This window comes from Flavobacterium notoginsengisoli (assembly GCF_014207905.1).
GTDB classification, from domain to species: Bacteria; Bacteroidota; Bacteroidia; order Flavobacteriales; family Flavobacteriaceae; genus Flavobacterium; species Flavobacterium notoginsengisoli_A.
Genome location: NZ_JACHLB010000001.1, coordinates 1,095,727 through 1,119,820, shown reverse-complemented (window position 1 = coordinate 1,119,820; position 24,094 = coordinate 1,095,727). Strand labels below are relative to the sequence as shown.

The following is a 24,094-nucleotide window of genomic DNA, read 5'->3' as shown; positions in this document are numbered from 1 at the left end:
CTTTAGGCGTTAAGCAATAAGCTTTAGGCTTTCTTGCGTAGCTTGTTATACATTTTTGCAAAAAGCTTAAAGCCTATAGCTTAAAGCTTACAGCAGTGAAACTATCTAATGAATCCTACTCCTGCTGTTGTGTTTGTTGCTGTATCAATTAAGATGAAAGCTCCGTTTGATTTGTTTTCGTTGTATGAATCAAAATATAACGGTTTGCTTAATTTGATTGTCACTTCTCCAATTTCGTTGATTGCTAATTGTGAAGCTTCTGTCGTTCCTGAGTAATCTGTAGCAATTGTATTTTTAATACTTTCTACTTTTGCTAAAACTCTGTTGGTATTGTGTTGTACCAAATATTTAGTTCCCGCAACCAGTTTTTTACTGTCCATCCAGCAAACTGTAGTTGTGATGTCTTTTTCAATTTTTGGAAGTTCGCTTGATTTTACAATCATATCACCTCTCGTTACATTGATATCATTTTCTAATTCGATTGTGATTGAAGAACCTGCTGTAGCTTCGTCAAATGTTTTATCGAAAAAGTGAATTTTTGTAACTGTTGATTCTGTTAAAGAAGGAAGAACCGTTACAGCATCTCCAACTTTAATTGAATTTCCGTATAATTTTCCTGCGTATCCTCTGAAATCGTGGTATTCTTCTGTTTTTGGACGAATAACCGTCTGAACTGGGAAACGTGCTTTTCCTGCTTCGTAAACATCATGAGAATGCAATCCTTCTAAATGTTCTAAAACAGTTTGTCCTTCGTACCAAGGCATATTTTCCGATTTGTCAACCACGTTTCCACCATTGATTGCACTTAACGGAATATAGCTTACGTTTTGTTCTTTGAAAGTACTTTTTGCATTTAAAGCCTCAAAATCAGCTTTGATTTTATTGAAAACTTCTTCTGAGTAATCTACTAAGTCCATTTTGTTGATGGCAACGATTACTTCTTTTACTCTCAATAAATTATTGATAAAAAAGTGACGGTATGTTTGCTCGATAACTCCTTTTCTAGCATCAATCAAAATGATAGAAACCTGAGAAGTCGAAGCTCCTGTAACCATGTTTCTTGTATATTCTACGTGACCTGGAGTATCGGCAATAATGTAACTTTTCTTTGCAGTCGAAAAATAAATATGCGCAACATCGATCGTGATTCCTTGCTCTCTTTCTGCTACTAATCCGTCAGTTGCCAAAGAAAAATCAAGATAATCGTATCCTTTTTGTTTACTGCTTTTTTCGATTGCTTCTATTTTATCAGTTGTCAACGATTTTGTATCGTACAATAATCTCCCGATCAAAGTACTTTTTCCGTCATCTACACTTCCTGCTGTTGCTATTTTTAAAACGTCCATCTTATATATTGTTTCAGGTTTAAAGTTTCGGGTTTCATGTTCTCTCGAAACTTAAATCTGTATGTTTTTGTTTTTTTGATTCTTCTTACTTCTAACTTTTAACTTCTTACCAAAAATTAAAAATATCCCTGTTGTTTTCTTTTCTCCATCGCAGCTTCAGAACGTTTGTCATCGATTCTGGCTCCTCTTTCAGAAATTGTTGATGATCTGATTTCGCCAACTACTTCTTCGATTGTTGCTGCGTAAGATTCAACAGCTGCTGTACAACTCATATCTCCAACGGTTCTGAAGCGAACAATTCTTTCTTCGATTTGTTCGTCTTCTTCTTGGTACACAAAAGGAGAATGCGACCAGATTAAACCGTCTCTCAAAAAAACTTTTCTTTTATGTGAGAAATAGATTGACGGAATCTCGATTTTTTCTTTTTCGATATAACTCCAAACATCTAATTCTGTCCAGTTTGAAATTGGGAAAACACGAACGTTTTGTCCATTTTCAATTTTTCCATTTAAAATATCAAACAACTCAGGTCTCTGATTTTTTTCGTCCCATTGTCCGAAATCATCACGAACAGAGAAAATACGTTCTTTCGCTCTTGCTTTTTCTTCATCACGACGCGCACCACCAATACAAGCATCAAACTTAAATTCTTCAATTGCATCTAAAAGTGTTGTTGTTTGTAAACTGTTTCTACTAGAATATTTTCCAGTTTCTTCAACTACTTTCCCTTCATCAATAGCATCCTGAACATTACGAACGATCAACTCTAAACCTAATTCTTCTACCAATTTATCTCTGAAAGCAATCGTTTCAGGGAAATTGTGTCCTGTATCAACGTGCAAAAGAGGAAATGGAATCTTAGCAGGGAAAAATGCTTTTTGCGCCAAACGCACCAATGTAATAGAATCTTTTCCTCCTGAGAAAAGTAAAACCGGTTTGTCAAACTGTGAAATTACTTCTCTGAAAATGTATATCGCTTCACTCTCTAAAGCGTTTGTTTTTAATACTGAACTCATTGTTTTTTTGTTTGATATTTTGTTGTGGAAAATTTTTGTTTCAGGTTTCATGTTTAAAGTTTCAAGTTGCCTGATCTAAAAATCTCCACTCTTTATTCTATAATCTATTTTCTATTCTCAAAAAAAATCTTGCCTCTTGCCTCTTTCTTCTACTACTCTTTCTTAGCGCTATGCAAACCACACTCTTTATGACTCGATTCCCACCACCATCTTCCGGCTCTGATATCTTCTCCTGGAAAAATCGCTCTGGTACAAGGTGCACATCCAATACTTACGAAACCTTGTTTGTGTAAAGCATTCTGCGGAACATTGTTTTCTGACAAATACGTTTCAACTTCTTCTAAAGTCCATTTTAATAACGGATTGAATTTGATAATTTCGAAACCTCCATCGTATTCAAACAGACTTAAATCTTGTCTGTTTTCTGATTGTTCTGCTCTTAAACCTGTAATCCAAACTGAATTTCCTGCTAAAGCTTTTCTTAACGGAACCACTTTTCGAATAAAACAGCATTCTTTTCTATTTTCAACTGAATCGTAAAAGCTGTTTGGCCCTTTTTCCTGCAACAATTTTTCTACTGATGCTGCTTCTGGAAAATAAACCTCGATTGGTCTTTTGTATTTTTTTAATGTCTTATGAAAAACATCATACGTTTCCTGAAATAATCTTCCCGTATCTAAAGTGAAAACGCTAATATCTGTGTTACTTTTTGCTATAAAATCAGTAATTACCTGATCTTCCTGTCCAAAAGAAGTCGAAAAAATTACTTTTCCCGGAAATTCTTTTGCTAAAAAAACTAAGGTTTCGTCAAGCGAAAGAGCTGCAGTTTTCTCTAATAATTCTTGTACAATACTCGCACTCATAATCTCTTCCTTTCTAAAATTATCTTTTACAATAATTTAGATAATGTTTTTAAACTCAATAATATAATTAGAATTCCAACTGCAACCATCATTGGTTTTCTCTTGATTTTATTTACTAGAAATGCTCCTATTGGCGCAGCAATTACGCCTCCTAAAATCAAACCGATAATAACCTGCCATCCGTGGATTCCTCCAAAAAGCATAAATGTAATTCCGCTCGCAAATGAAATCGCAAACTCAGCTGCATTCACCGATCCAATGGTATATCTTGGATTTCTTCCTCTTCCTAATAAAGTAGAAGTTACGATTGGCCCCCAGCCTCCGCCTCCAACAGAATCCATAAATCCGCCAAAAACAGCCAAAGCGCTTAATCTTTTTGTTTTCTTTTTTACAATATTCTTTTTTAATGCTTTTCTAATAATGATAATCGCTAAAACAATCATATAAACAGCAATAAACGGCTTGATTATATCTCCATCAATTACATCTGATAAAAGATAAGCTCCTGTAATAGAACCTAAAACTCCTGGAATCAACAAATGCTTTACCAGTTTTTTATTGATGTTTCCAAAACGATGATGAGAAAGTGCCGATGCTCCCGTTGTAAACATTTCTGAAACGTGAACTGCTGTACTACTCACAACTGGCGGAACTCCATAAGCCAATAAAAACGATGTTGAAGTTGCTCCATAACCCATTCCTAAAGTTCCATCGACCAACTGAGCGAAAACTCCAATGGCAAAAAACACTAAAAATTCCTGATTGAATCCTGCTACAAATCCGTCCCAGGAAAATTCAGCGTGATGATTGTATATTAAAACAGATAATAAACCTACTAGTAAAACAACAGGAATTCCAATCCACAGCTTTTCTTTGAAAGCATCTGCATTATTTATTTTCAGTTCTTTTTCCATATTAACAAGTTTTAATTTGTTTTGAAAACCTATTACCCTATCGGGTTAGTAGATTACTTTGCAAAAATACTACTTATTTCTAAATTACAAAGCAATATTATTATTTTTTTAAGCCCTCAATTAACCTTTTATTACATTCTAAAAGAGAGTTTTAAGAATTATGCAGTATAATTTCACAAATAATACCGTTTTACAAGTAATTGCAACAATTTAAACGCTAAAAATGTTTGTTTTTTAAATACATTTTCTAATCTCTATAAAATCGATAGGATTATTATAAAATTGTTGTATTTTAGCCCCAAATTATTTTTTATGGATTTTCAAATAGGTCTTGTAATAGCAGGATTAGTTGTTGGTTTTATTGTGGGACTAACCGGAGTTGGCGGCGGTTCTTTAATGACTCCAATTTTATTATACTTCAACATTCCGCCAACAACCGCAGTAGGAACCGATTTATTATACGCCGCATTTACCAAAGCCGGGGGTGTATTTGTACACAACAAAAAAGGAAACATCAACTGGAAAATCACAGGCTGGCTTACTCTTGGCAGTGTTCCTGCTTCTTTAATAACTTTATGGATTTTAAACAGTATCAAAACCGATATTGAAACCATAAACGGCGTAATCAAGTACAGTTTAGGATGGGCATTATTATTTACTTCAGTCGCGATTATATTCAAACAAAGAATTTTAAAATTCTCTCAAAAACACGCTGGCGATAAATTTCACAGTGAAAGCACAACTCAAAATGCATTGACTATTGGAATTGGAGTTTTATTGGGAGCTACCGTAACATTGACTTCAATCGGAGCTGGAGCTTTAGGAACTGTAACTTTATTTTTCCTTTATCCATTATTACCAACTCCTCGTTTGGTTGGAACTGAAATTGCACACGCTGTACCTCTAACATTGGTCGCAGGAATTGGACATGCTTCTATGGGAAATTTAGATGTCGGTTTATTGGGGCAATTGTTAATGGGATCACTTCCTGGAATCTACATGGGAAGTATGTTGAGCGGAAAAGTTCCAGATCAATTTCTTAGAAATGCTATAGCAGTAATGCTTTTCCTTGCTGGATATAAATTGATATTTTAAATAATTTAAACCATATAAGTAATATAAGTTCAATTTAGACTCTATCGACAGCTATTTAAATGAACTTATATTACTTATATGGTGAAAAATTAAAAAGCAATATCTGCCAAAGAATTACTTTCTAATATTTTAAGTGTGTTATCTCTAACTTCGGTCATTAATCGGCGAGCCGCACACGTCGCTTCGTCATCACAATCATCACATCTTTCGTAGAAATTATGACTGGCGCATGGTAATAATGCAATTGGCCCTTCCAGAATACGGTAGACTTTTGCCATACTGATATCTTTCGGATCTTTTATCAAGTAGTAACCGCCACCTTTTCCTTTTTTTGCGCCAAGAAATCCAGAATTTCTTAAGAGCAGCAAAATACTTTCTAAAAATTTTATCGAAATGTGTTCACTTTTCGCAATTTCGGCAATCTGTACTGGTTCATTATTTTCGCGTCTAGCTAAATAAGTCAAAGCTTTGATTCCGTATTTTGTCTTTTTTGAAAGCATCTTTATGTTTTAGATTACAGCTTCAGGAGTTATTTGAATGCCGTAAATTATTAAACAACAAAAATATGCTTTTTGTTTGAACTATCACAACAGAATAAAGTTAAATTCTACTAATTCTATCAAATTACTTCTTTTGTTCTTTTCTAATCATACAAAAGTAGACTTTTTATAATAACCCAAGAATCAAAAAAGACGATTTTTAATAGTAAATCTCACTATCAAAAATCGTCTTTATATAGAAATTGAAAATAAAATCTAAAGTCTAAAATCTGCAATCTAAAATTAAGAAAGCGCTTGTTTCAAATCTGCGATTACATCTTCTACAGTTTCTAGTCCAACAGAAACACGAACCAAACCTTGCGTGATTCCAACTGCTAACTGATCTTCTTCAGATAACTTACTGTGCGTTGTTGAAGCTGGATGGGTTACAATTGTTTTTACATCACCGATATTTGCCGAAAGAGAACATAATTTAATTTTATCTAAAAATTTTCTTCCTGCTTCAAGACCACCTTTAATTTCGATTGCAATAATGTTACCGCCTAAACGCATTTGTTTTTTAGCGATTTCATATTTTGGGTGTGATTTCAAGAATGGATATTTCACACTTTCTACATTCGGGTGGCTTTCTAAAAACTCTGCTACTTTCAAAGCATTTTCGCAATGTTTATCTACACGAACAGCTAAAGTTTCTAAACTTTTTGACAAAACCCAAGCATTAAACGGAGACATCGCTGGTCCTGTATTTCTTGAAAACAAATAAATTTTACGAATCAATTCTGCTTCTCCAACAGCAACTCCACCTAAAACACGACCTTGTCCATCTATTAATTTTGTTGCTGAATGCACCACAATATGTGCTCCATATTTTATAGGCTGCTGAATATAAGGTGTCGCAAAACAGTTGTCAATTATTAAAATCAGATTGTGTTTTTTTGCAATTTGCCCTAACAATTCTAAATCAATTACATCTACACCTGGATTTGTTGGTGTTTCTGCGTAAAGAATTTTAGTATTTGGCTTAATGAAACTTTCTATTGTTTCTGGTTTATTGATATCAAAATAAGTTGTTTCAATATTCCATTTTGGAAAGTAGGTCATAAACAACGCATGAGTTGATCCAAAAACACTTCCTGCCGAAACGATGTGATCGCCTGAATCTAACAATGCCGCAAACGTTGAGTAGATTGCAGCCATACCTGTTGCGAAAGCATAACCAGCTTCAGCGCCTTCCATTGCGCAAACTTTATCTACAAATTCTGTTGTATTTGGATTGCTGAAACGAGAGTAAATATTACGAACTTTTTCTTCTGTAAATGAAGCTCTCATATCCTCTGCATCCTCAAATATAAAACTTGAAGATAAGTACAAAGGTGTTGAATGTTCCTGAAATTGTGTCTTTTCTAAATGTGTTCTAATGGCTTGTGTTTCAAAACCAAATTCTTCTGTATTCATTGTGTTGTTTTTTTGTTTTTTGTTTGAAGTTTCAGGTTTAATGTTTCAAGTTATTACAAAACCTAAAGTTCAAACTGTCTAAAGAAATTATCTAATTCCTCTAATTGACTAATTATCTAATTTACAAAGCTTCGTTATTCAGGACAACTTTGTATTTAATCGTAGCTGTTGGCTCAACTGTTTTGGCAACTGAACAGTATTTCTCGAAAGAAAGTTGTGCCGCTTTTTTTGCTTTTTCTGGATTGATTTCTCCTTCTAAATAGAAAACCACATCGATTTCTTTAAAAGGTTTTGCCTCTTCAATCTGAACGCGTGTTCCTTCAACCTCAGCGTTAAAAGAAGTAATTTCCTGACGCTGTTTTTTTAAGATCGAAATCATATCGATAGCGCTGCATCCTGCAACTCCCATTAAAACTAATTCCATTGGACTTGCACCTAAATCGCTTCCGCCAAATTCGGCTCTGCTGTCAACGTCAACTACATGTCCGCGTTCATTTTTTACTTTGAAATGAAATGCATCATTTACTCTGTTTAAACTTACTTTCATTGTGTTGTTATTTTTTTGTTTTTTATTCTTCTCAATTTTGTCATTTCGAGGAACGAGAAATCGCACTAGAAATGCCATAATGAATTTCGTCAATCTTTGTCGAGCTACTTGCGAAGATTTCTCCTTCGTCGAAATGACAAACTGGGCTTATAAATCTGCAATCTAAAATCAATTACCCTTTATCTGACAATCTCAAAATATCTCCAAAAACTCCTCTTGCCGTTACCGCAGAACCTGCACCAGCTCCCTGAATAACGATTGGACGATCTCCGTAAGATTCTGTGTAAATTTCGAAGAAAGAATCAGAACCTTTTAAGCCACCTAATGCAGTTTCTTTTGGAACTGAAACTAATTTTACTTCAAGATTTCCTTTGTCATTCTGCAAATCTCCAGACAATTCACCAATGTATCTCAACACGTGATTTGGCTGTTGATCTGCTTTTATTTTAGCATAAATTGGATCGAATTCTTTTAATTTCGTCAAGAAATCTGAAACATTTCCTTCTCTTAAATGTTCCGGAATTAGGTTTTGAATTGAAATTTCCTCAAACTCATTTTGCAAATCTAATTCTCTCGCTAAAATCAATAATTTTCTTCCCACGTCATTTCCGCATAAATCCTCACGCGGATCTGGTTCTGTATATCCGTTATCAATTGCTTCTTGCAAAATTTCGCTGAAAGGCGCATCTTTCGCAGAGAAATTATTGAATAAATAACTTAATGTTCCAGAGAAAACTCCTTTAATTTTTGTGATATTTTCTCCCGAAAGGTGCAATAATTTAATCGTATCAATTAACGGTAAACCTGCACCAACATTAGTTTCGTATAAATAATTCTTTTGGTTTTCTGCTAAAGCTTTTCTCAATTCTTTGTAAAAACCATAGCTTAACGTATTAGCCACTTTATTCGAAGAAATCAAATCGAAACTGCTTTCTACTAACGGAATATAATTCTCAACGAAAGCCGCACTTGCTGTATTATCAATTGCAATTAAGTTTTCTAAATGATGTTCATTCGCGTAAGCAATAATATCTTTTATAGTATAAGCTTCACCTTTGGTTTCAATTTCGCTTTTCCAATTACCATTAACACCATATTTGTTTAAAAGCAGTTTTTTAGAATTCGCTATAGCGAAAACATTCAGCTTAATGTCTTTACGTTTTTCAATTGCTGAAGCCGATTCCAAAATCTGATTAATTAAAGTTCCTCCCACTAATCCGTGACCGAAAATCGCAATGTTGATTTTCTTAGAAACTCCAAAGATTTCTCCGTGAATTACGTTCAGCGCTTTGTTTAATTCCTCTTTTTTAACAACCAAACTCACGTTTTTCCCCGTTACAGTGTTGTTGAATAAAATCGGAACAATTTTATTTTTGATTAAAGCCGTGTAAGGCTTATGGAAAGTACTTAAATCTTGTCCGATAATCGAAATTACAGATACATTATCTGTTACAGTAATCTGATTTACATCTTTAGAATAAAAGTCATTTTCGAATTCTTTTTCTAATTCTACAACCGCAGTTGTTGCTTTATCAGTTGCCACAACAAGTCCAATTCCTCTTTCTGAAGAACCTTGAGAAATGATACTCACACTGATATTATGATCTCCCATTACTTTGAAAATTCGAGCATCAACTCCCGCTTTTCCAAGCAATCCGCGTCCTTCAAGGTTTACAAGAGATACATTTTCTAAAACAGAAAGTGTTTTAATTCCTTCTTTAGAAGAATCTGAAGTAATTAAAGTTCCGCGGTTTTCGTGGTTGAACGTATTTAAAATACGAAGCGGAATATTTTTTTCCAATAAAGGAATAATCGTTTTGGCATGCAAAATCGTTGCTCCAAAATTAGCTAGCTCGTTTGCTTCATTGAAAGATAAATATTCAATTTTCTTAGCATCGGCAACTAAATCTGGGTTTGCTGTGTAAATTCCGTCAACGTGCGTGAAGTTTTGTAATTCTTCAGCATTTAAATAATTTGCGATTAACGAAGCGGTATAGTTACTGCCATTTCTACCTAAAGTAGTTGTGTCGTTGTTGTTGTTGGAACCAATGAAGCCTGTAACTATATTAACCGTTTCGCCGTTATGTTCTTTAAAATAATTTACTACATTTTTCTTAGAAAGCTGCTCTAATGGCTGTGCATCGCCAAATTTAGAATCGGTTTTCAATAAATCTCTCGTATCTACAAAATTGGCAGGAATTCCTTTTTCTACTAAAATAGCCGTCAATAATTTAGCTGAAAGCAATTCTCCTTTAGACAAAATCTGATCTTTGATTTTTTTGCTGTAGTCGCCAATTAAACTTACGCCTTCGAAAAGTTTATCTAAGACATTAAATTCTTCAGACAAATCAACTTGAGGATAATCTGATATTTGATATTTTTTGAAGTTTTCTAATAATTCTTTGTAACTGCCGTTTTTAGCAGCAATGCTTAAGATAAATTCTAATTCGTCAGTAGCATTTCCGCGCGCAGAAACTACAACGGCAATTTTTTCACCTTGATTTACTTTATCAGAAATGATAGAAACAACTTTGTTAAGTCCTTCTCCGTTTGCTAACGATTTACCTCCAAATTTTAATACTTTCATTTTATTTCTTTATTGTTTCTGCCTTAAAAATATCGGCAAGTAAATGATCTAATTGTTTGTACTCGATTAAAAAAGCGTCATGTCCGTGAACCGAATCAATTTCGCTATAGAAAACATTGTCTTTAAATTTCTTTAATTCTTCGTAGGTTTCGACATTTTCTTTGGCCGTAAAAAATAAGTCTGAATTAATTCCTACGATATGAATTGAAGCTTTTGTTTGAGATAACAAGTTTTCAAAACTTTCACTATTTCTCGTAATATCAATTGTTTTAAGCAACTGATTCATTAATTTATAAGAAGACAACTGAAATCTTTTCTGTAGTTTCTTTCCGTGATGCGCGAGCCAACTTTCAATATTAAAAATCAGTAGCTCCTGATTGATTGTTCTTTGGAATTTCTCTTTGAAAGATTCTGGCGAACGATAACAAAGCATGGCGTGGATTCTGGCATCTTCGATTGGTTTTGAAGAATTATTCAGGATTTGTTCTTGCAGAAAACAATTAGCGATAAGCCAGTCGGTAGATTTCCAATCGCTCGCAATCGGAATAAGGTTTTCTGTAATGTTTGGCGCTAAAGCTAAGATTTCCCAAGCAATTCCGCCTCCCACTGAACCTCCGATAATCGCAAAAAGTTTTTCAATTTGCAAAGCTTTTACACCTTCGATAAAGATTTTTGCAATATCTCTAGCTGTAAAATCAAGATAATTTTCGATTAAAAAAGAATTTGTTCCATTTCCTGGAACATCAAAAGCTAAAATAGTATAAACAGAAGTATCTATAGTTTTACCTTCGCCAATTAAGTCATTCCACCAGCCATTTTCTCCAGTAACTTGGGAGTTCCCTGTTAAGGCGTGATTAACCAAAACGATTGGCGCACTGTGCAAGGGTTGGCCTGCCAATGTAAAATGTAAGGGTATAGAATGATAAGATGCACCACTTTCTGTGATGAATTCTTGAATTATAATAGGGTTTGGTATATTTTCCAATTTCAAATCTGTTGTATTATCTGATTTGTATATGGAAATATTAGAAAGAAAAAACTAGAGTAAACTAGAAAAAAAATCTTGTTGTTATCTTTCCACGTTTAGGCGTGGTAGAATGTAGCACCTTCTTCGTTTTACCGAAGGGTTGCTAAGGATTCATCGGGTCTAATCCCTCGTCCTTTCTTTATAACATTTCAATACGTGTTTGAACTTAACGAGTGCAAATTAACTACTAATTTCTTAAACAAACAAATTTATTCTAAAACAGTTTGTTAAATTTTCTGAACATCTCTCAGCAAAAACTATTATACGCAAAAAATTACCGAACAGGAATGCCCAGTAAAATTAAGCAGGTTTAACCTAGTTTATGTCACTTTTCTGTTTAAATGAAAAGCGTTTCATTCTCTTTTGAATACATCAAAAACAATAAAGAATTTGGCACTTTTTTCAAAGTACTTTTATCTTCTTCTGTAATTCCGAATCTAGGGTGAGCCAATTCATTTGTTGGCGGTGGCGGATTATTGTTTTTTCTTGTCCTTCTGTTTTTCAAATTTGAAATTTTTTCTGCTAAGTAGTTCAATGTGCTCATGATATTAAGTTTTAGTTCAGTTTGCGTTTTATAATCTTTATTTCTCGTTTATTTTTGTGTTAAATCGTTTAGAAGAATAAAAAAACCCTTTTGGATTTTTAGATACCAAAAGGGTTTAAGTTTTTAAACTCATTTATACTTTTTAGTATCAACAGACCAGCACGCAAATAAGCGCGACAGTAAACATCTTATTGTTCATCTGTAAGGATTTATTCATCTGTGATTTATATTTTATTTTAAAATTCTGCATTTGTGTAAAATTAAAAAGCCTCCCAAAATTTTTCGGGAGGCTTTTACTATATATTGTGTTTTTCTTACAATTTTCAAGCAATAGACAACCCAGCCTCGGTAATAACCGAAATGGCACAAAACATTTTGTTGACTTTTAAGTTCATTTGATTTCTAGTAGTTTTTGGGTATAACAAATATGCAACTATTTTTTTTATTACACAAATGAATATCAAGAATTTAATTACAAAATTCGTTAAAATTGTGTTTTTTTACGACAAAACCAGTCTTACAAAAATAAATAGAGTAAAAAACCTACAAAATAATTGATTTTCTTCTCGAATTCCACTTGACAAATCAGTTTATCAAAGAACTTTAAACTTTTTTTCTTCTTTTTCAGTAAAAAATTAGAGCCAGATTGCCTCTTTGTTTCTAATTTTTTCGGCAATTTTTAAAATATCACTTATAATTCCTCTAGAAATAGCTTGTTTACATGGCGGTGCACTTTGAATTACGATTGGGACATTGGCATACGATTTTGTGAAAATTTCAAAAATAGTATCCGAACCTTTCAATTGCCCAATAGCAGAATCTAATGGTTCAGAAATCAATTTGACTTCTAAACTGCCTTTTTCTACATCAAATTCACCAACATATCTTAAAACATGATTTTCTGCTTGAGTGATTTTAGCAATTTTAAATGCTTTATCGAGTGCATCTTTATTCAATACACCATTCTTTTCTAAATGCTGTTCGGTAATAAAAGGCTTGATTTTAATATCGGAAAGCTCAAAATCTTTTCCTATTTCTCTCGCAAGAATCAGAAGTTTTTTGGCGGTATCATTTCCTGATAAATCTTCTTTGAATGTAGATTTCATCAAACCTAAAAGACTGGCATCTTTTAAAACAGATGAGAATGAAACATCTTCTGACGAAAATCGATTAAAAACATAACTTAAATTATCTGAGAATACACCTCGAATTTTTGTGATTTTTTCTCCCGAATAATATAGCTCTCTTAAGGTCTGTAAAACCGGAATTCCGGTATCAACCGATGTTTCATACAAAAATTCTTTATCATACTTTTTAAGATTTAATCGTAATTCTTTATACAAATCAATTGGCAATGTATTTGCTTTTTTATTTACTGCTACGATATTAAATCCGTTTTCAATCAGCGTATTATAATGCTTTACCAATTCATCACTAGCAGTTGCATCTACAGCAATGAGATTTTCGAATTCATTTTCTTTAGCAAAATCAATAATATCTTCTACTTTAAAAGGAACAGCCAATTGTCTAAAATTGGTTTCCCAAGAATAGCCAACTCCTTCTTTTTCAAAAAAAGCAACCGTCGAATTGGTTATAATTGGAAAATGAAAATCGACATTCTTACTTTCCAGAAAAAACTCCTGACTTTCGATAATCTGATTAATCAAAGTACTTCCGATATTACCTATTCCGAAAAGGATGATGTTTATTTTAAGCTTTGACATAATTTCTAATGTTTTTTAACCATATAATTGATATAAGTTCATTTAGGACTGTCGCATTTATGTGCGTGTAAATTTTAGCGCAAGAAATTAAATGAACTTACATGCCTTATATGGTTTAATTTTTTATAATGGTGTTTTTCACAAAAAATTACCTTTAGCACTTTGGCTAAAGGCAATCTTTCAAACAAAAAACAAAAAAACCTAGTTTTTATTTATGCTGAATTGAGAAAGCGAAACACTTTCAAAAACAGCTTGAAGATCTGCAATCAAATCTTCGATATCTTCGATTCCGACAGAAAGACGAACTAAATCTTTAGAAACTCCTGTTTCAAGTTGCTCTTCTTCAGTTAACTGCTGGTGCGTCGTACTTGCAGGATGAATAATCAGCGATTTTGTATCGCCAATATTTGCTAAAAGCGAGAATAACTTTGTTTCGTCTACCACTTTTTTCGCTGCATCAAAACCTCCTTTTAATCCGAAAGTGATAATTCCACTTTGACCTTGCGGTAAATATTCTTTAGCCAAATCATTATATTTACTTGATTTTAAACCTGGATAATTTACCCACACAACCTCATCTTGTTTTTCTAACCATTCGGCCAAAGCCAAAGCATTTTCACTATGTTTCTTAATTCTAATTGGAAGCGTTTCTAATCCCTGAATAATCTGAAAAGCATTAAATGGGCTTAATGCAGAACCAAAATCACGCAATCCTTCAATTCTTGCTTTTGCAATAAAAGCAGCATTTCCTAGAGCTTCATGATATACTAATCCGTGGTATCCTGCAGATGGTTCAGTAAATTCTGGAAATTTTCCGTTTGCCCAGTCAAAATTTCCGGCATCAATGATAACGCCTCCTAATGAAGTTCCGTTTCCTGCGATATATTTAGTTAAGGAATGAATTACAATATCGGCACCGTATTTAATTGGGTTTAATAAATAAGGTGTCGCAACTGTATTATCTACTATAAATGGCACTTTGAATGCTTTGGCTTCTGCCGAAATACCTTTTAAATCCAGTACATCTAATTTTGGATTTCCAAGAGATTCAACAAAAAAAGCTCGTGTATTTTCTTTTGCTGCTTTAGTAAAGTTTTCTGGTTTTGAAGGATCTACAAATGTTGTTGTAATTCCTAATCGAGGCAATGTAACTTTTAGCAAGTTATAAGTTCCTCCGTATAAACTGTTTGAAGCCACGATATGATCTCCTGCTTTTAATAAAGTCAATAATGTAGTCGAAATTGCAGATGCTCCAGAAGCCGTTACAACTGCTCCGATTCCGCCTTCGAGTGCTGCAAGACGCTGTTCCAGAACATCATTTGTTGGATTATTTAATCTTGTGTAAATAAATCCAGATTCTGCAAGACCAAATAAATTGGCTGCGTGATCAGCATTATTAAATACGTATGAAGAAGTTTGATAAATAGGCACGGCTCTAGTTCCTGCGTTTTTAGTTACGTCGTGTCCTGCGTGTAGTGCGTTTGTTGCAAATTTTTGTGTGCTCATGATTTCTTAGCTTTTTAATATTGTTAATACGTTTATATTTTATAATTGATATTGATTCTTGAAATTGAATTTGATTTAAGCAAATAGATTTTCCGCTTCTTCTTCCAAATCATACAAATGAAACAGCAATGATTTTTGAGTTTTAACACTCTGTTCAGGATTATATCTTACCGTTTCTACTGATGATTCGTCAGAATTATTATTTAGAGAATTATTTCTTAATAAGTATTGAAATGCGATTGTATTGATATCTAATGTATTCATGGTTTTAATTTTTAAGAGATTGAAATAAAAAAGCCCTTTCGGATGGCTTACCAAAAGGGCTTTATAGTTGAAACTATAACAAAGATTCTATCTTCACTTTTGGCAACAGCAATTCTGGATACACATTGGCATCTTACAACACATCATCATTTTATTTACTGTTGAATTTTTCATTTCTTAATTATTTTATTTTTTGATTCCATAAAAAAACCTCTGCTGTTAGGCAGAGGTTCTTATTGTATTTTGTAGACTTAATTACTAAACAATAGGTTACTCTGCGGATAATTCCGACATCATGCAACACATATTTTTAGCAATTAAATTCATTTTCTTTTTGTTTAACAAGGCAAATTTGAGAACTTTTTTTGAAACCACCAAACAAAAATCAAATTATTTTCTATTACCCTATCAAATTAATATACTACTGTTAAATTTCTGCTATAAAAAATAAAAAAAGTTGAACTTTAATTTGCAAATCAAAATGGTTTTATACCTTTGCACCCGAAACAGAGGAAAAATTTGAACTGATTGCAACCTCTTCATAATGAAATGATTTCGTTATGAATACTGAAAAATTGATTTCAGTAGTAAAAAATGCTAAAGCAGATACTCTCCTTTAGCCCTTTTTAGCAATCATTTCCTCGCTTAAATTTTAAATTAATACATTTTTATTACATTATTATGGCTTATTTATTTACGTCAGAATCTGTTAGTGAAGGGCATCCAGACAAAGTTGCAGATCAAATTTCGGACGCTTTAATTGACAACTTTTTGGCATTTGACGCTGACTCAAAAGTAGCTTGTGAAACTTTAGTTACAACTGGTCAGGTAATTTTAGCAGGTGAAGTAAAATCAAATACTTATCTAGATGTACAGCAAATTGCACGTGAGGTAATCCGTAAAATTGGATATACTAAAAGTGAATATATGTTTGAAGCAAATTCTTGTGGAATTCTTTCAGCAATTCACGAGCAGTCTGCAGATATCAACCAAGGTGTTGACAGAGCTAAGCCAGAAGAGCAAGGTGCAGGTGACCAAGGAATGATGTTTGGTTACGCTACAAACGAAACTGAAAACTACATGCCATTGGCATTAGATTTATCTCATAAATTATTACAAGAGTTAGCTATTTTAAGACGTGAAAATAAAGAAATCACTTATTTACGTCCAGATGCTAAATCTCAAGTAACTTTAGAATACAGCGATGATAACAAACCAACTCGTATCGATGCGATTGTTATCTCAACTCAACACGATGATTTTGATGAAGAAGCTGCAATGTTGGCTAAAATCAAAAAAGATATTATCGAAATCCTTATTCCAAGAATTATCGCTAAAAATCCAGAGCACGCTCACTTATTTAACGATAAAATCAACTACCACATCAACCCAACAGGAAAATTCGTTATTGGAGGACCTCACGGAGATACTGGTTTAACTGGAAGAAAAATTATCGTTGATACTTACGGTGGAAAAGGTGCTCACGGTGGTGGTGCATTCTCAGGAAAAGACCCAAGTAAAGTAGATAGAAGTGCTGCTTATGCAACTCGTCATATCGCTAAAAACTTAGTTGCTGCTGGTGTTGCTGACGAAATCTTAGTTCAGGTTTCTTATGCAATTGGAGTTGCTGAACCAATGGGAATTTTCATTGAAACTTACGGAACTTCTAAAGTTAACTTAACTAACGGTGAAATCGCTAAAAAAGTAGAAGCTATCTTCGATATGCGTCCTTACTTCATCGAGCAACGTTTGAAATTAAGAAACCCAATTTACAGCGAAACTGCTGCTTACGGACACATGGGACGTAAACCAGAAACAGTTACTAAAACTTTCTCTGCTCCAGGTGGAAACGAAAAAACAGTTACTGTTGAATTGTTTACATGGGAAAAACTTGATTTTGTTGACCAAGTAAAAGCTGCATTTGGATTGTAATTCAATCTAAATTTTAAATATAAAAAAACCGATTTCAAATTGAAATCGGTTTTTTTATTTTATGAACTTATCTTTCTAATTGCACATTTGGCAATGTTTTAGGGCGATTTGGATCATTAGATAAAATCCAACCAGTTCTGTACATCCACTCTGTCATTTTATGCAATTTTACGTAATCAATGTTTTCAGATTCATCCATTGGTGTATGATATTGACTGTGCAAAACACTCGTAAAGAAAACCGCTGGAATTCCTTTTCTTGCATAAGGCAAATGATCTGAACGGAAGTAAAAATATTCTGGATGTTCTGGTCTGTCCCAAAGTTTATCCAAATCAAATTTTGGCCCTTCATCATTTGCTCTTTTAGCAATTGCAACTAAATCTGAAGAATTTTCATGCGGAGAACTTGAACCTAATAAAGCCGCCTGATTTACATTGTTTCTTCCAATCATATCGCCATTTAAAACCGCAATGATATCTTTTTCAGGAACTGTTGGATGAGATGCATACCATCTTGAACCTAATAAACCACGTTCTTCAGAACCGTGAAATACAAACAAAGCTGTTCTTTTTCCTGGCTGTTTTTTATAAGCTCGAGCAATCGCCAACATCGCAACACAAGTACTTGCATTATCATCTGCTCCGTTATAAATAGAATCTTGCCCATATTTTTGACGCACTCCATCATGATCTTGGTGTCCGCTGAAAAGAACGTACTCATTTTTTAGTTTTGCATCAGTTCCTGCAATTGTACCAACAACATTTACTGAAGGATATTTATAAGTTTCAGAAACTACTTCTGCTGAAAGAATATCTTTCGTTGTTTTCAAGTATTCTAACTGATTTCCATGTACCCAAAAAACAGGCATTGTTGAACCAATTTTATCACGAACACCTTCAATTCCATAAATTCCTCTTGTCATTTGTGGTTCCACTTGAGACCAGCTTTGTTCTGCCAATTCATCTGCAACCATAATAAGTGCCACAGCACCTTTTTTAACTACAAGATCATAATATTTATTTCTTACCAAACCTGGATAACGTCTGTCAAACAGCGAAATATCGTCTGCAATTCCTTCTTTCGATGCCAATAAAACAACCGCTTTTCCTTTTATATCGGCTTTTTCAATTTCTTCTTTAGTTGCAGCTCCTAAGTATACTAATGAACCTTCAACTTTTATGTTTGTTGTTTCTGCTACCAGAACATCTTTCCATAATTTAAATTCTTTCTGGCCAATTTTAAACTTTGTATTTGGCGTAACCTGATGTCTGTACAAATCAAAAAACTGGAAATATGTTCCATCATCACCTGCTGGCGCCATTCCGGCTTCTTTGGCTTTATTTGCAAGCCACATTGAAACTTTTAGTTCATCTAAAGTTCCTGCTTCTCTACCATTAAAATGGTCACCTGCCATTTGATACATATCAGTTCTAAGGTCTTTATCCGTTATCGCAGAAACTAGTGGTTTTTTAACTGTCTGTGCAAAAGTCATTGCTCCACAGGCAAGTAAAACAAGAGTCATTTTGTTTTTCATACATTTTAATTTTATGTCATAAATTTAATCATTTCATATAAAAATTTTGACTTTTTACTACTTAAAACAGCATTTACAAATAAAAAATTAAACAAAAATGGCTGTCCGAACAGACAGCCATTTTTGTTTAATTACGATTAAATTTTAATAAGTTCCGTTTTGCATTTTAGTTAAAACTTCTTTTATCTCAGTTGCCGTAACTTCATCTGTATTCGCATCTAAATATTTGACTGCTAAAGTTTGCGTTTCTATCGCTTTTTGTTTTTGTCCATCCTTATAATATAACTGAGCTAACGTATCTAAATAATAAGGATTGTTTTTTGTTACTGCCAAACTATATTCAGACCATTTTATAGCGTCTTTTAAATAGTTTATATTCATCTGATTCGTAACAACTGTCCAAGCTGCAGAATTAGCCGTACTAGAATGATAATCTTTGAATGAATTCCATCCATCATAAGAATAACTTGAACTTGAATCTAATTTAGAAAATATAGCATCTAATTTCTCGATTGGACTTCCTCCAGCAAGAGTTGAATCAAAATAGGTGTTGAACTCTTTTAAATAAGTTGCATTAGAACCATCATTTTCTTGAATCTGGCTTAAATAGTAAAAGTAATTTCTATAAGCATCAAAATTTCCTTTTCCAGATGCGATGATCTTTTTATATACAGAATTAATTTTCTCTTTATTCATTTCTCCCGTTACTCCATCTTGAGATGCGTACAGGTTTTGCTGCAATGCGTTAGAAACTTCAGAAATAGCATTATTAAGAGCGTGAATTTCTCCTGCTTTGGTATTAAATGCAGCTCGATTATTTTCTATTTCTTCAGAATGTTTTAAAAGATAATCTATCGCTAAGAAATCGGTATCGTTTAAAATTTTGTCTTCATTAAAAAGCTGTTTAGTAAATCCTAAATTGCTAATTTCTTTAATGATAGTTTCCGCCAAATACATATTTACCTGCTTATCTTTTTGATGCGCTTCAATCAATTTTTTCCAAGCTTGCGCAACTTCTTTTTTATCTAAAGCCGTTTTAGTAATTACAAATTCTGTTGTATTACCATTTTCTAAACTATATTCTGAGCCATAATCATAAGAAGCTTCTAAAGTTGCAGCTTTGTTAAAAGCATCAATTAAATCTGCATCTGATGCTTTTTTGCTTTTTAAAACACTATTTAAAGAGACAAAAGCATCTGCTCTAAGAAGCTTACGATAGAAATCATCATAATAGTTGAAATGATATTTCTGCGTTTCTAAATCAGATTTTGCGACCGCCAGTATATCTCCTTTTCCGTTTAAAACCACAACACTTGGATCGTCTGTAATTTTATTGTTTTTGAGCCATTTTTTATCTTCGGCTCCAGCCAAATAATAATTAAAAACATCATAAAGAGCATTGTAACCATCGTACATGCTATAACCAGTTTGGGTTTCCTGATCTTTTACAAAAAAATCAAAACGCTCTTTGGCTGTTTTTTTACTGTCTATGCAAACACCTAAAAACTTATTTTTATTCGAATCTTTAGTTGCTGAAATCGCTTTGTTTAAGCTGTTTTCAATTTTTAATTTAAAATTATATTGATTGTAAGCTGGCGGAGCTATGGTAAAATCTGTTACTGTAAGAGCAGTATCAACCGCTGTAACTGTACCATAATCATAACTTGAATCTTCTTTGCCTGGATAAGTCCACTTTTCAATAGATTTAGTTTCTAGCGGAATTACTTTTGAAATTTTCTTAACTGGCTGTGGATCTTTTTCATTAGTAAAAACTAAAGGATTTAGCCCAGATTTCTCTGAAATTCTCAACTCGTTTGTGTTTTTATCAAAAAAGCCGAAAATTTTTAAATCTCCTAAAACAGCTAATTCATAAGTGATTGTTATTTCAGAAACATCTTTAGGAATTTCATATTTAAAAACATCACTTTTTCCATCGTATTCTTCATAAACTAAATAAAGGAAATCTGTTTTTTCTATTTCAAATTCAATGTTGGTTGCCGTCCAGTTTGGATCTTGCTTAGAACGAATATCAGAAAGTCTTTGGTACTTAACCTCTTCTTTTCCTTTTTGTGTCCCAACATAAAATGAATAGTACGATGGATCTACAAAATTCACTTTGATATTTTTAGCTTTTTTATCGACTTTGAAAGCAAGATCGAAGCTATTTCCAGATGGTGTGTTTTTAATAAATAATAATGAATCTCCTTTTATGGCATATTCTCCAGAATAAAATACCAATTCATATTTATTGTCGTCTAATAAATTCAGCTTAATTTTTTGACCTTTATTGTTTGACAAATAGGTTCCCTTTTCAATACCTTTTGTTTGAGAAAAAGACGTAAAAACTGCCAAAGCAGATAGCAGTAAACTCCAAATAAAATTGCGCATAATATAAAAATTTGGCTATTAATATTGACGTAAAGATATTTCATTCCTTTTAAAATTAAAGGTCTAAACTCCAAATTTTCAGCCAAATCTCTTATAAATTATACTTCATCGAAAAGATAATATAACGCGGTTGAACCGTATATTGCGAAACTCTTGTAGAAAACTGCGTAAAGTTATCATCGTTAAGATATCTTGTGTTTAACAAATTGGTTGCCGAAACTTTATACTCCCACTTACTATTTTTCTTCTGATAAATTAAACTGGCACTTAAGAAATCATATTCATTATCAACAGATTTATCTCCATTGTAATAATGGTAGAATTCGTATTCTGAAACAAAAGAAAAACTGTCTAAGAAATAATAATCTAACTTAGCAAATGGTTTATCGGTATAAAAAGTAGATCCGCTGTATTTGTTAATTAAAAGATTATATCCAAATTCGATATTCGGAAGTTTTTTATAATTTGTCGAAGCTCTTACCGTGTAGCTCTGCACAAAACTTTCGGTCGTTCTTAATTCATCGTTTTGAATATTATTGAATTTTGACCAATTTAAACTTGCGTTTGCCGAGGCTTTATAGTTTTTCAAAAAGGAACGTCCGTAAGCTCCCATTCCTGAAAAAGTCTCATCAGCTAAATTGGAATTATAAGGAACAGAAGACTGATTAATTCCATCAAACTGAGCAGCAGTTTTAATGGCATCTACTTTTCTAGTATAAGTTGCATTGGCAAAAATGTTCTCAAAATTGAACATATTGTATTTAAAATAACGAAGCGAATGCACTTGCGAAGTGGCATTTTCTAACAAACGATTTCCGCGAAATAAACTGCTATAATCAGACAGAACATAACCTGCAGCCAATTGGTTAATATCTGTAAAATCATTAGTTAGGGAGAAATTATAAGTCAATGTCTCCGATTTTTTGATTTGATATAAAGCAAAGAAATCTGGCAATATTTTAGTAAAACTTTGAGAATAATCTGTTCCCAATTGTCCATTTGTCATTTGATAAGTATGCAGACTTACTCCAGGAGTAAAAGTAAATTTCCCTGTTAAGATTTTATAATGAAATCCTACGAAAGCATCATTAAATCTATAATCTACATCATTATTATTTTCAGTATTATCCAAATCGTTTCTTGTTCCGTTATCTAACATCTGAAAAATATGGGAATTGAAGTTTTGATATGAATATGTATTACCTAAAGTAATATTAAAATTGCTTTTTGGTGTTACCATATAATAGTAATCCAATTTTGCATCCAGTTTATTGGTTTTCACAAAACGATTCTGATTGTAATCGTTTCTAGATTGCGTGGTATCATAGCCTGACAAAGCAAAAGGAAGCGTTTGCAAATTGGCATTATAAAATGGGTTTTCATCCTGATACAAATGCTGCGCTTCAAAAGCAAAAATATTTTTGGCGCTTTGTGTATAATACAAACTCAAATTCTGATTAATAGATGTCGGATCTTGTTTTTTAGTTGTAAAAATATCTTCAGAAGTCGCAACATTCTGAACAATTTGCTCTCTAAACAAATCTGAATATTCTTCTTGTTTTGTCAGTTTTGTTAAAATATCGTAATCAAACTGAAATTTGTCGCTTGGTTTATAAGTAGAACTTAATTTAAAAAGTCCTAAATTATTCTTTTGACTTGTATTTTCGTTACGTTTCTGCTGATCCCCAGAATCTAAAATCGTAGTCTGAGATTTGGTTTCCAATTGAGTTTTTGAAGTTGAAAGAATTCCGAAACCGCTCAAATTCCAAGCTTTATTAACGGAATAAGAAAAGTTTGTTGCTCCAAATTTGGTTTCAATTTCTTTCGCTCTATTATTTCTCAGAAGCGAAATTCCTAAATCATTAGAAGAAACATTAAAGCTGCTTCCTCCTTTTTTCATCACGTTCTTAAATCCGCCCGTAAACTTAAAATAATCTTGAGCTGTTAAAGGTAATTCACCAATATTATTAAAATTGGTAATTAAATTGACACTGTATTTCGGACTGTAATAAAACAGTTTCGGGTTGATAATATAACGACTGTCTAATTCTGCAACACCAATTCCTGCCGTCACATCTCCAAACCAAAAGTTCTTTTTACCTTCTTTCAGTTTAATATTCATTGCCACATTATCTTGATCATTTTCTAAACCTTTCAATTGACTTACTTCGTTAAAATTTCTTAGAACCTGAACTTTATCAATTGCATCTGCTGGAATGTTTTTAACGCCTAATTTGGTATCTCCGTCAAAAAAATCTTTGCCTTCTACCATTAATTTGCTCACTTTTTTCCCTTCCACTTCAATTTCGCCATCTGCGTTTACCTCAACACCTGGAAGTTTTTTCAGAACATCTTCTAATTTTTTTTCTGTTCCCGATTTAAAAGAATCTGCATTATACACAATTGTATCTCCTTTTATTGAAACAGGCATTTCGCGAACAATTTCTACCCCTTCCAATTCAATTCCAGCTCCATCTAAAACAATATTTTGAGTCATGTTTTCAGATTTTGTTGCAACCGGAATTTCTTTAGATTTCATTCCGAGATAACTCACTTTAATCGTATAAGCTGTATTTGGCTTTAAAGTAAGCTGAAACTTTCCTTTATCATTGGTAATTCCGTAAGAATCCATTGCTTTCGTGCCATTGTTAATTGCCATAATATTGGCCATTTCTAACGGATTTTTCTGTTCATCTTGAATTAAACCATCAAAACGAACACTTTGAGAAAAGCATATAGAACTAAAAAGTAAGGCAAAAATAAATAGCGTTTTATTCATTATAAGATATTAGAATTTGAACCCGAACGGATAACGAACAGGCGAAGCAATTTTTTAAACTATTGGAATTTTA

General features: G+C 32.9%; 18 protein-coding genes and 1 riboswitch. Of the genes, 2 read left to right on the top strand and 16 right to left on the bottom strand.

Annotated elements, in window-relative coordinates; genetic code table 11:
* Nucleotides 1-101 precede the first annotated feature (101 nt).
* The 4 genes from HNP35_RS04830 to HNP35_RS04815 all read right to left on the bottom strand — a co-directional run bounded on the left by HNP35_RS04830 (nt 102) and on the right by HNP35_RS04815 (nt 4,139).
* Nucleotides 102-1,346, bottom strand: coding sequence for a sulfate adenylyltransferase subunit 1 (locus HNP35_RS04830; protein WP_184157953.1), 1,245 nt, complete (start codon nt 1,344-1,346; stop codon nt 102-104).
* Between the two features lie 116 nt (nt 1,347-1,462).
* Nucleotides 1,463-2,362: a sulfate adenylyltransferase subunit CysD gene (gene cysD / locus HNP35_RS04825; RefSeq protein WP_008466601.1), complete on the bottom strand. Its 900-nt coding sequence runs from the start codon at nt 2,360-2,362 to the stop codon at nt 1,463-1,465.
* A gap of 152 nt (nt 2,363-2,514) precedes the next feature.
* Nucleotides 2,515-3,225 carry a phosphoadenylyl-sulfate reductase gene (locus HNP35_RS04820; RefSeq protein WP_184157954.1) on the bottom strand — a complete coding sequence of 237 codons (711 nt, stop codon included), beginning with the start codon at nt 3,223-3,225 and terminating at the stop codon, nt 2,515-2,517.
* A gap of 26 nt (nt 3,226-3,251) precedes the next feature.
* Nucleotides 3,252-4,139, bottom strand: coding sequence for a sulfite exporter TauE/SafE family protein (locus HNP35_RS04815; RefSeq protein ID WP_184157955.1), 888 nt, complete (start codon nt 4,137-4,139; stop codon nt 3,252-3,254).
* A gap of 312 nt (nt 4,140-4,451) precedes the next feature.
* Between HNP35_RS04815 and HNP35_RS04810 the strand changes: the two genes are divergently transcribed.
* Entirely contained in the window at nt 4,452-5,234 is a 783-nt protein-coding gene (locus HNP35_RS04810) for a sulfite exporter TauE/SafE family protein (protein ID WP_184157956.1), read from the top strand.
* Between the two features lie 89 nt (nt 5,235-5,323).
* Here HNP35_RS04810 and HNP35_RS04805 read toward each other — a convergent pair whose 3' ends face one another.
* The 9 genes from HNP35_RS04805 to HNP35_RS04765 form a co-directional block, all read right to left on the bottom strand.
* Nucleotides 5,324-5,734 (bottom strand): RrF2 family transcriptional regulator, encoded by a 411-nt coding sequence (locus HNP35_RS04805; RefSeq protein WP_109191652.1) that lies wholly within the window; start codon nt 5,732-5,734, stop codon nt 5,324-5,326.
* A 282-nt stretch (nt 5,735-6,016) separates the two neighbouring features.
* On the bottom strand, nt 6,017-7,189 hold the full coding sequence (locus HNP35_RS04800) for a trans-sulfuration enzyme family protein (RefSeq protein ID WP_184157957.1): 1,173 nt from the start codon (nt 7,187-7,189) through the stop codon (nt 6,017-6,019).
* A 121-nt stretch (nt 7,190-7,310) separates the two neighbouring features.
* Entirely contained in the window at nt 7,311-7,736 is a 426-nt protein-coding gene (locus HNP35_RS04795) for an OsmC family protein (protein WP_095928071.1), read from the bottom strand.
* 172 nt (nt 7,737-7,908) lie between these two features.
* Nucleotides 7,909-10,323: a bifunctional aspartate kinase/homoserine dehydrogenase I gene (thrA, locus tag HNP35_RS04790; RefSeq protein ID WP_184157958.1), complete on the bottom strand. Its 2,415-nt coding sequence runs from the start codon at nt 10,321-10,323 to the stop codon at nt 7,909-7,911.
* A 1-nt stretch (nt 10,324) separates the two neighbouring features.
* Nucleotides 10,325-11,308 (bottom strand): alpha/beta fold hydrolase, encoded by a 984-nt coding sequence (locus HNP35_RS04785; RefSeq protein ID WP_246453328.1) that lies wholly within the window; start codon nt 11,306-11,308, stop codon nt 10,325-10,327.
* 81 nt (nt 11,309-11,389) lie between these two features.
* A riboswitch (SAM riboswitch) is annotated at nt 11,390-11,498 on the bottom strand.
* A gap of 189 nt (nt 11,499-11,687) precedes the next feature.
* Nucleotides 11,688-11,894 (bottom strand): hypothetical protein, encoded by a 207-nt coding sequence (locus HNP35_RS04780; protein ID WP_184157960.1) that lies wholly within the window; start codon nt 11,892-11,894, stop codon nt 11,688-11,690.
* Between the two features lie 635 nt (nt 11,895-12,529).
* Nucleotides 12,530-13,618, bottom strand: a complete 1,089-nt coding sequence (locus HNP35_RS04775; protein ID WP_184157961.1) for an aspartate kinase — start codon at nt 13,616-13,618, stop codon at nt 12,530-12,532.
* A 201-nt stretch (nt 13,619-13,819) separates the two neighbouring features.
* The gene (locus tag HNP35_RS04770) at nt 13,820-15,124 is read right to left on the bottom strand and encodes an O-acetylhomoserine aminocarboxypropyltransferase/cysteine synthase family protein (RefSeq protein ID WP_184157962.1); all 1,305 of its coding nucleotides are present in this window, start codon (nt 15,122-15,124) and stop codon (nt 13,820-13,822) included.
* A 75-nt stretch (nt 15,125-15,199) separates the two neighbouring features.
* Nucleotides 15,200-15,388 (bottom strand): hypothetical protein, encoded by a 189-nt coding sequence (locus HNP35_RS04765; RefSeq protein WP_184157963.1) that lies wholly within the window; start codon nt 15,386-15,388, stop codon nt 15,200-15,202.
* A 681-nt stretch (nt 15,389-16,069) separates the two neighbouring features.
* Between HNP35_RS04765 and metK the strand changes: the two genes are divergently transcribed.
* Nucleotides 16,070-17,320, top strand: coding sequence for a methionine adenosyltransferase (metK, locus tag HNP35_RS04760; RefSeq protein WP_111367782.1), 1,251 nt, complete (start codon nt 16,070-16,072; stop codon nt 17,318-17,320).
* A 67-nt stretch (nt 17,321-17,387) separates the two neighbouring features.
* Here the strand turns inward: metK and HNP35_RS04755 are convergent, their stop codons facing one another.
* The 3 genes from HNP35_RS04755 to HNP35_RS04745 form a co-directional block, all read right to left on the bottom strand.
* A complete protein-coding gene (locus HNP35_RS04755) occupies nt 17,388-18,854 on the bottom strand; it encodes a M28 family metallopeptidase (protein ID WP_184157964.1) in 1,467 nt (488 codons plus the stop codon).
* A gap of 144 nt (nt 18,855-18,998) precedes the next feature.
* Nucleotides 18,999-21,242 (bottom strand): hypothetical protein, encoded by a 2,244-nt coding sequence (locus tag HNP35_RS04750; protein ID WP_184157965.1) that lies wholly within the window; start codon nt 21,240-21,242, stop codon nt 18,999-19,001.
* Nucleotides 21,243-21,333: 91 nt separating this feature from the next.
* The gene (locus tag HNP35_RS04745) at nt 21,334-24,021 is read right to left on the bottom strand and encodes a carboxypeptidase-like regulatory domain-containing protein (RefSeq protein WP_184157966.1); all 2,688 of its coding nucleotides are present in this window, start codon (nt 24,019-24,021) and stop codon (nt 21,334-21,336) included.
* Between the last annotated feature and the right edge of the window lie 73 nt (nt 24,022-24,094).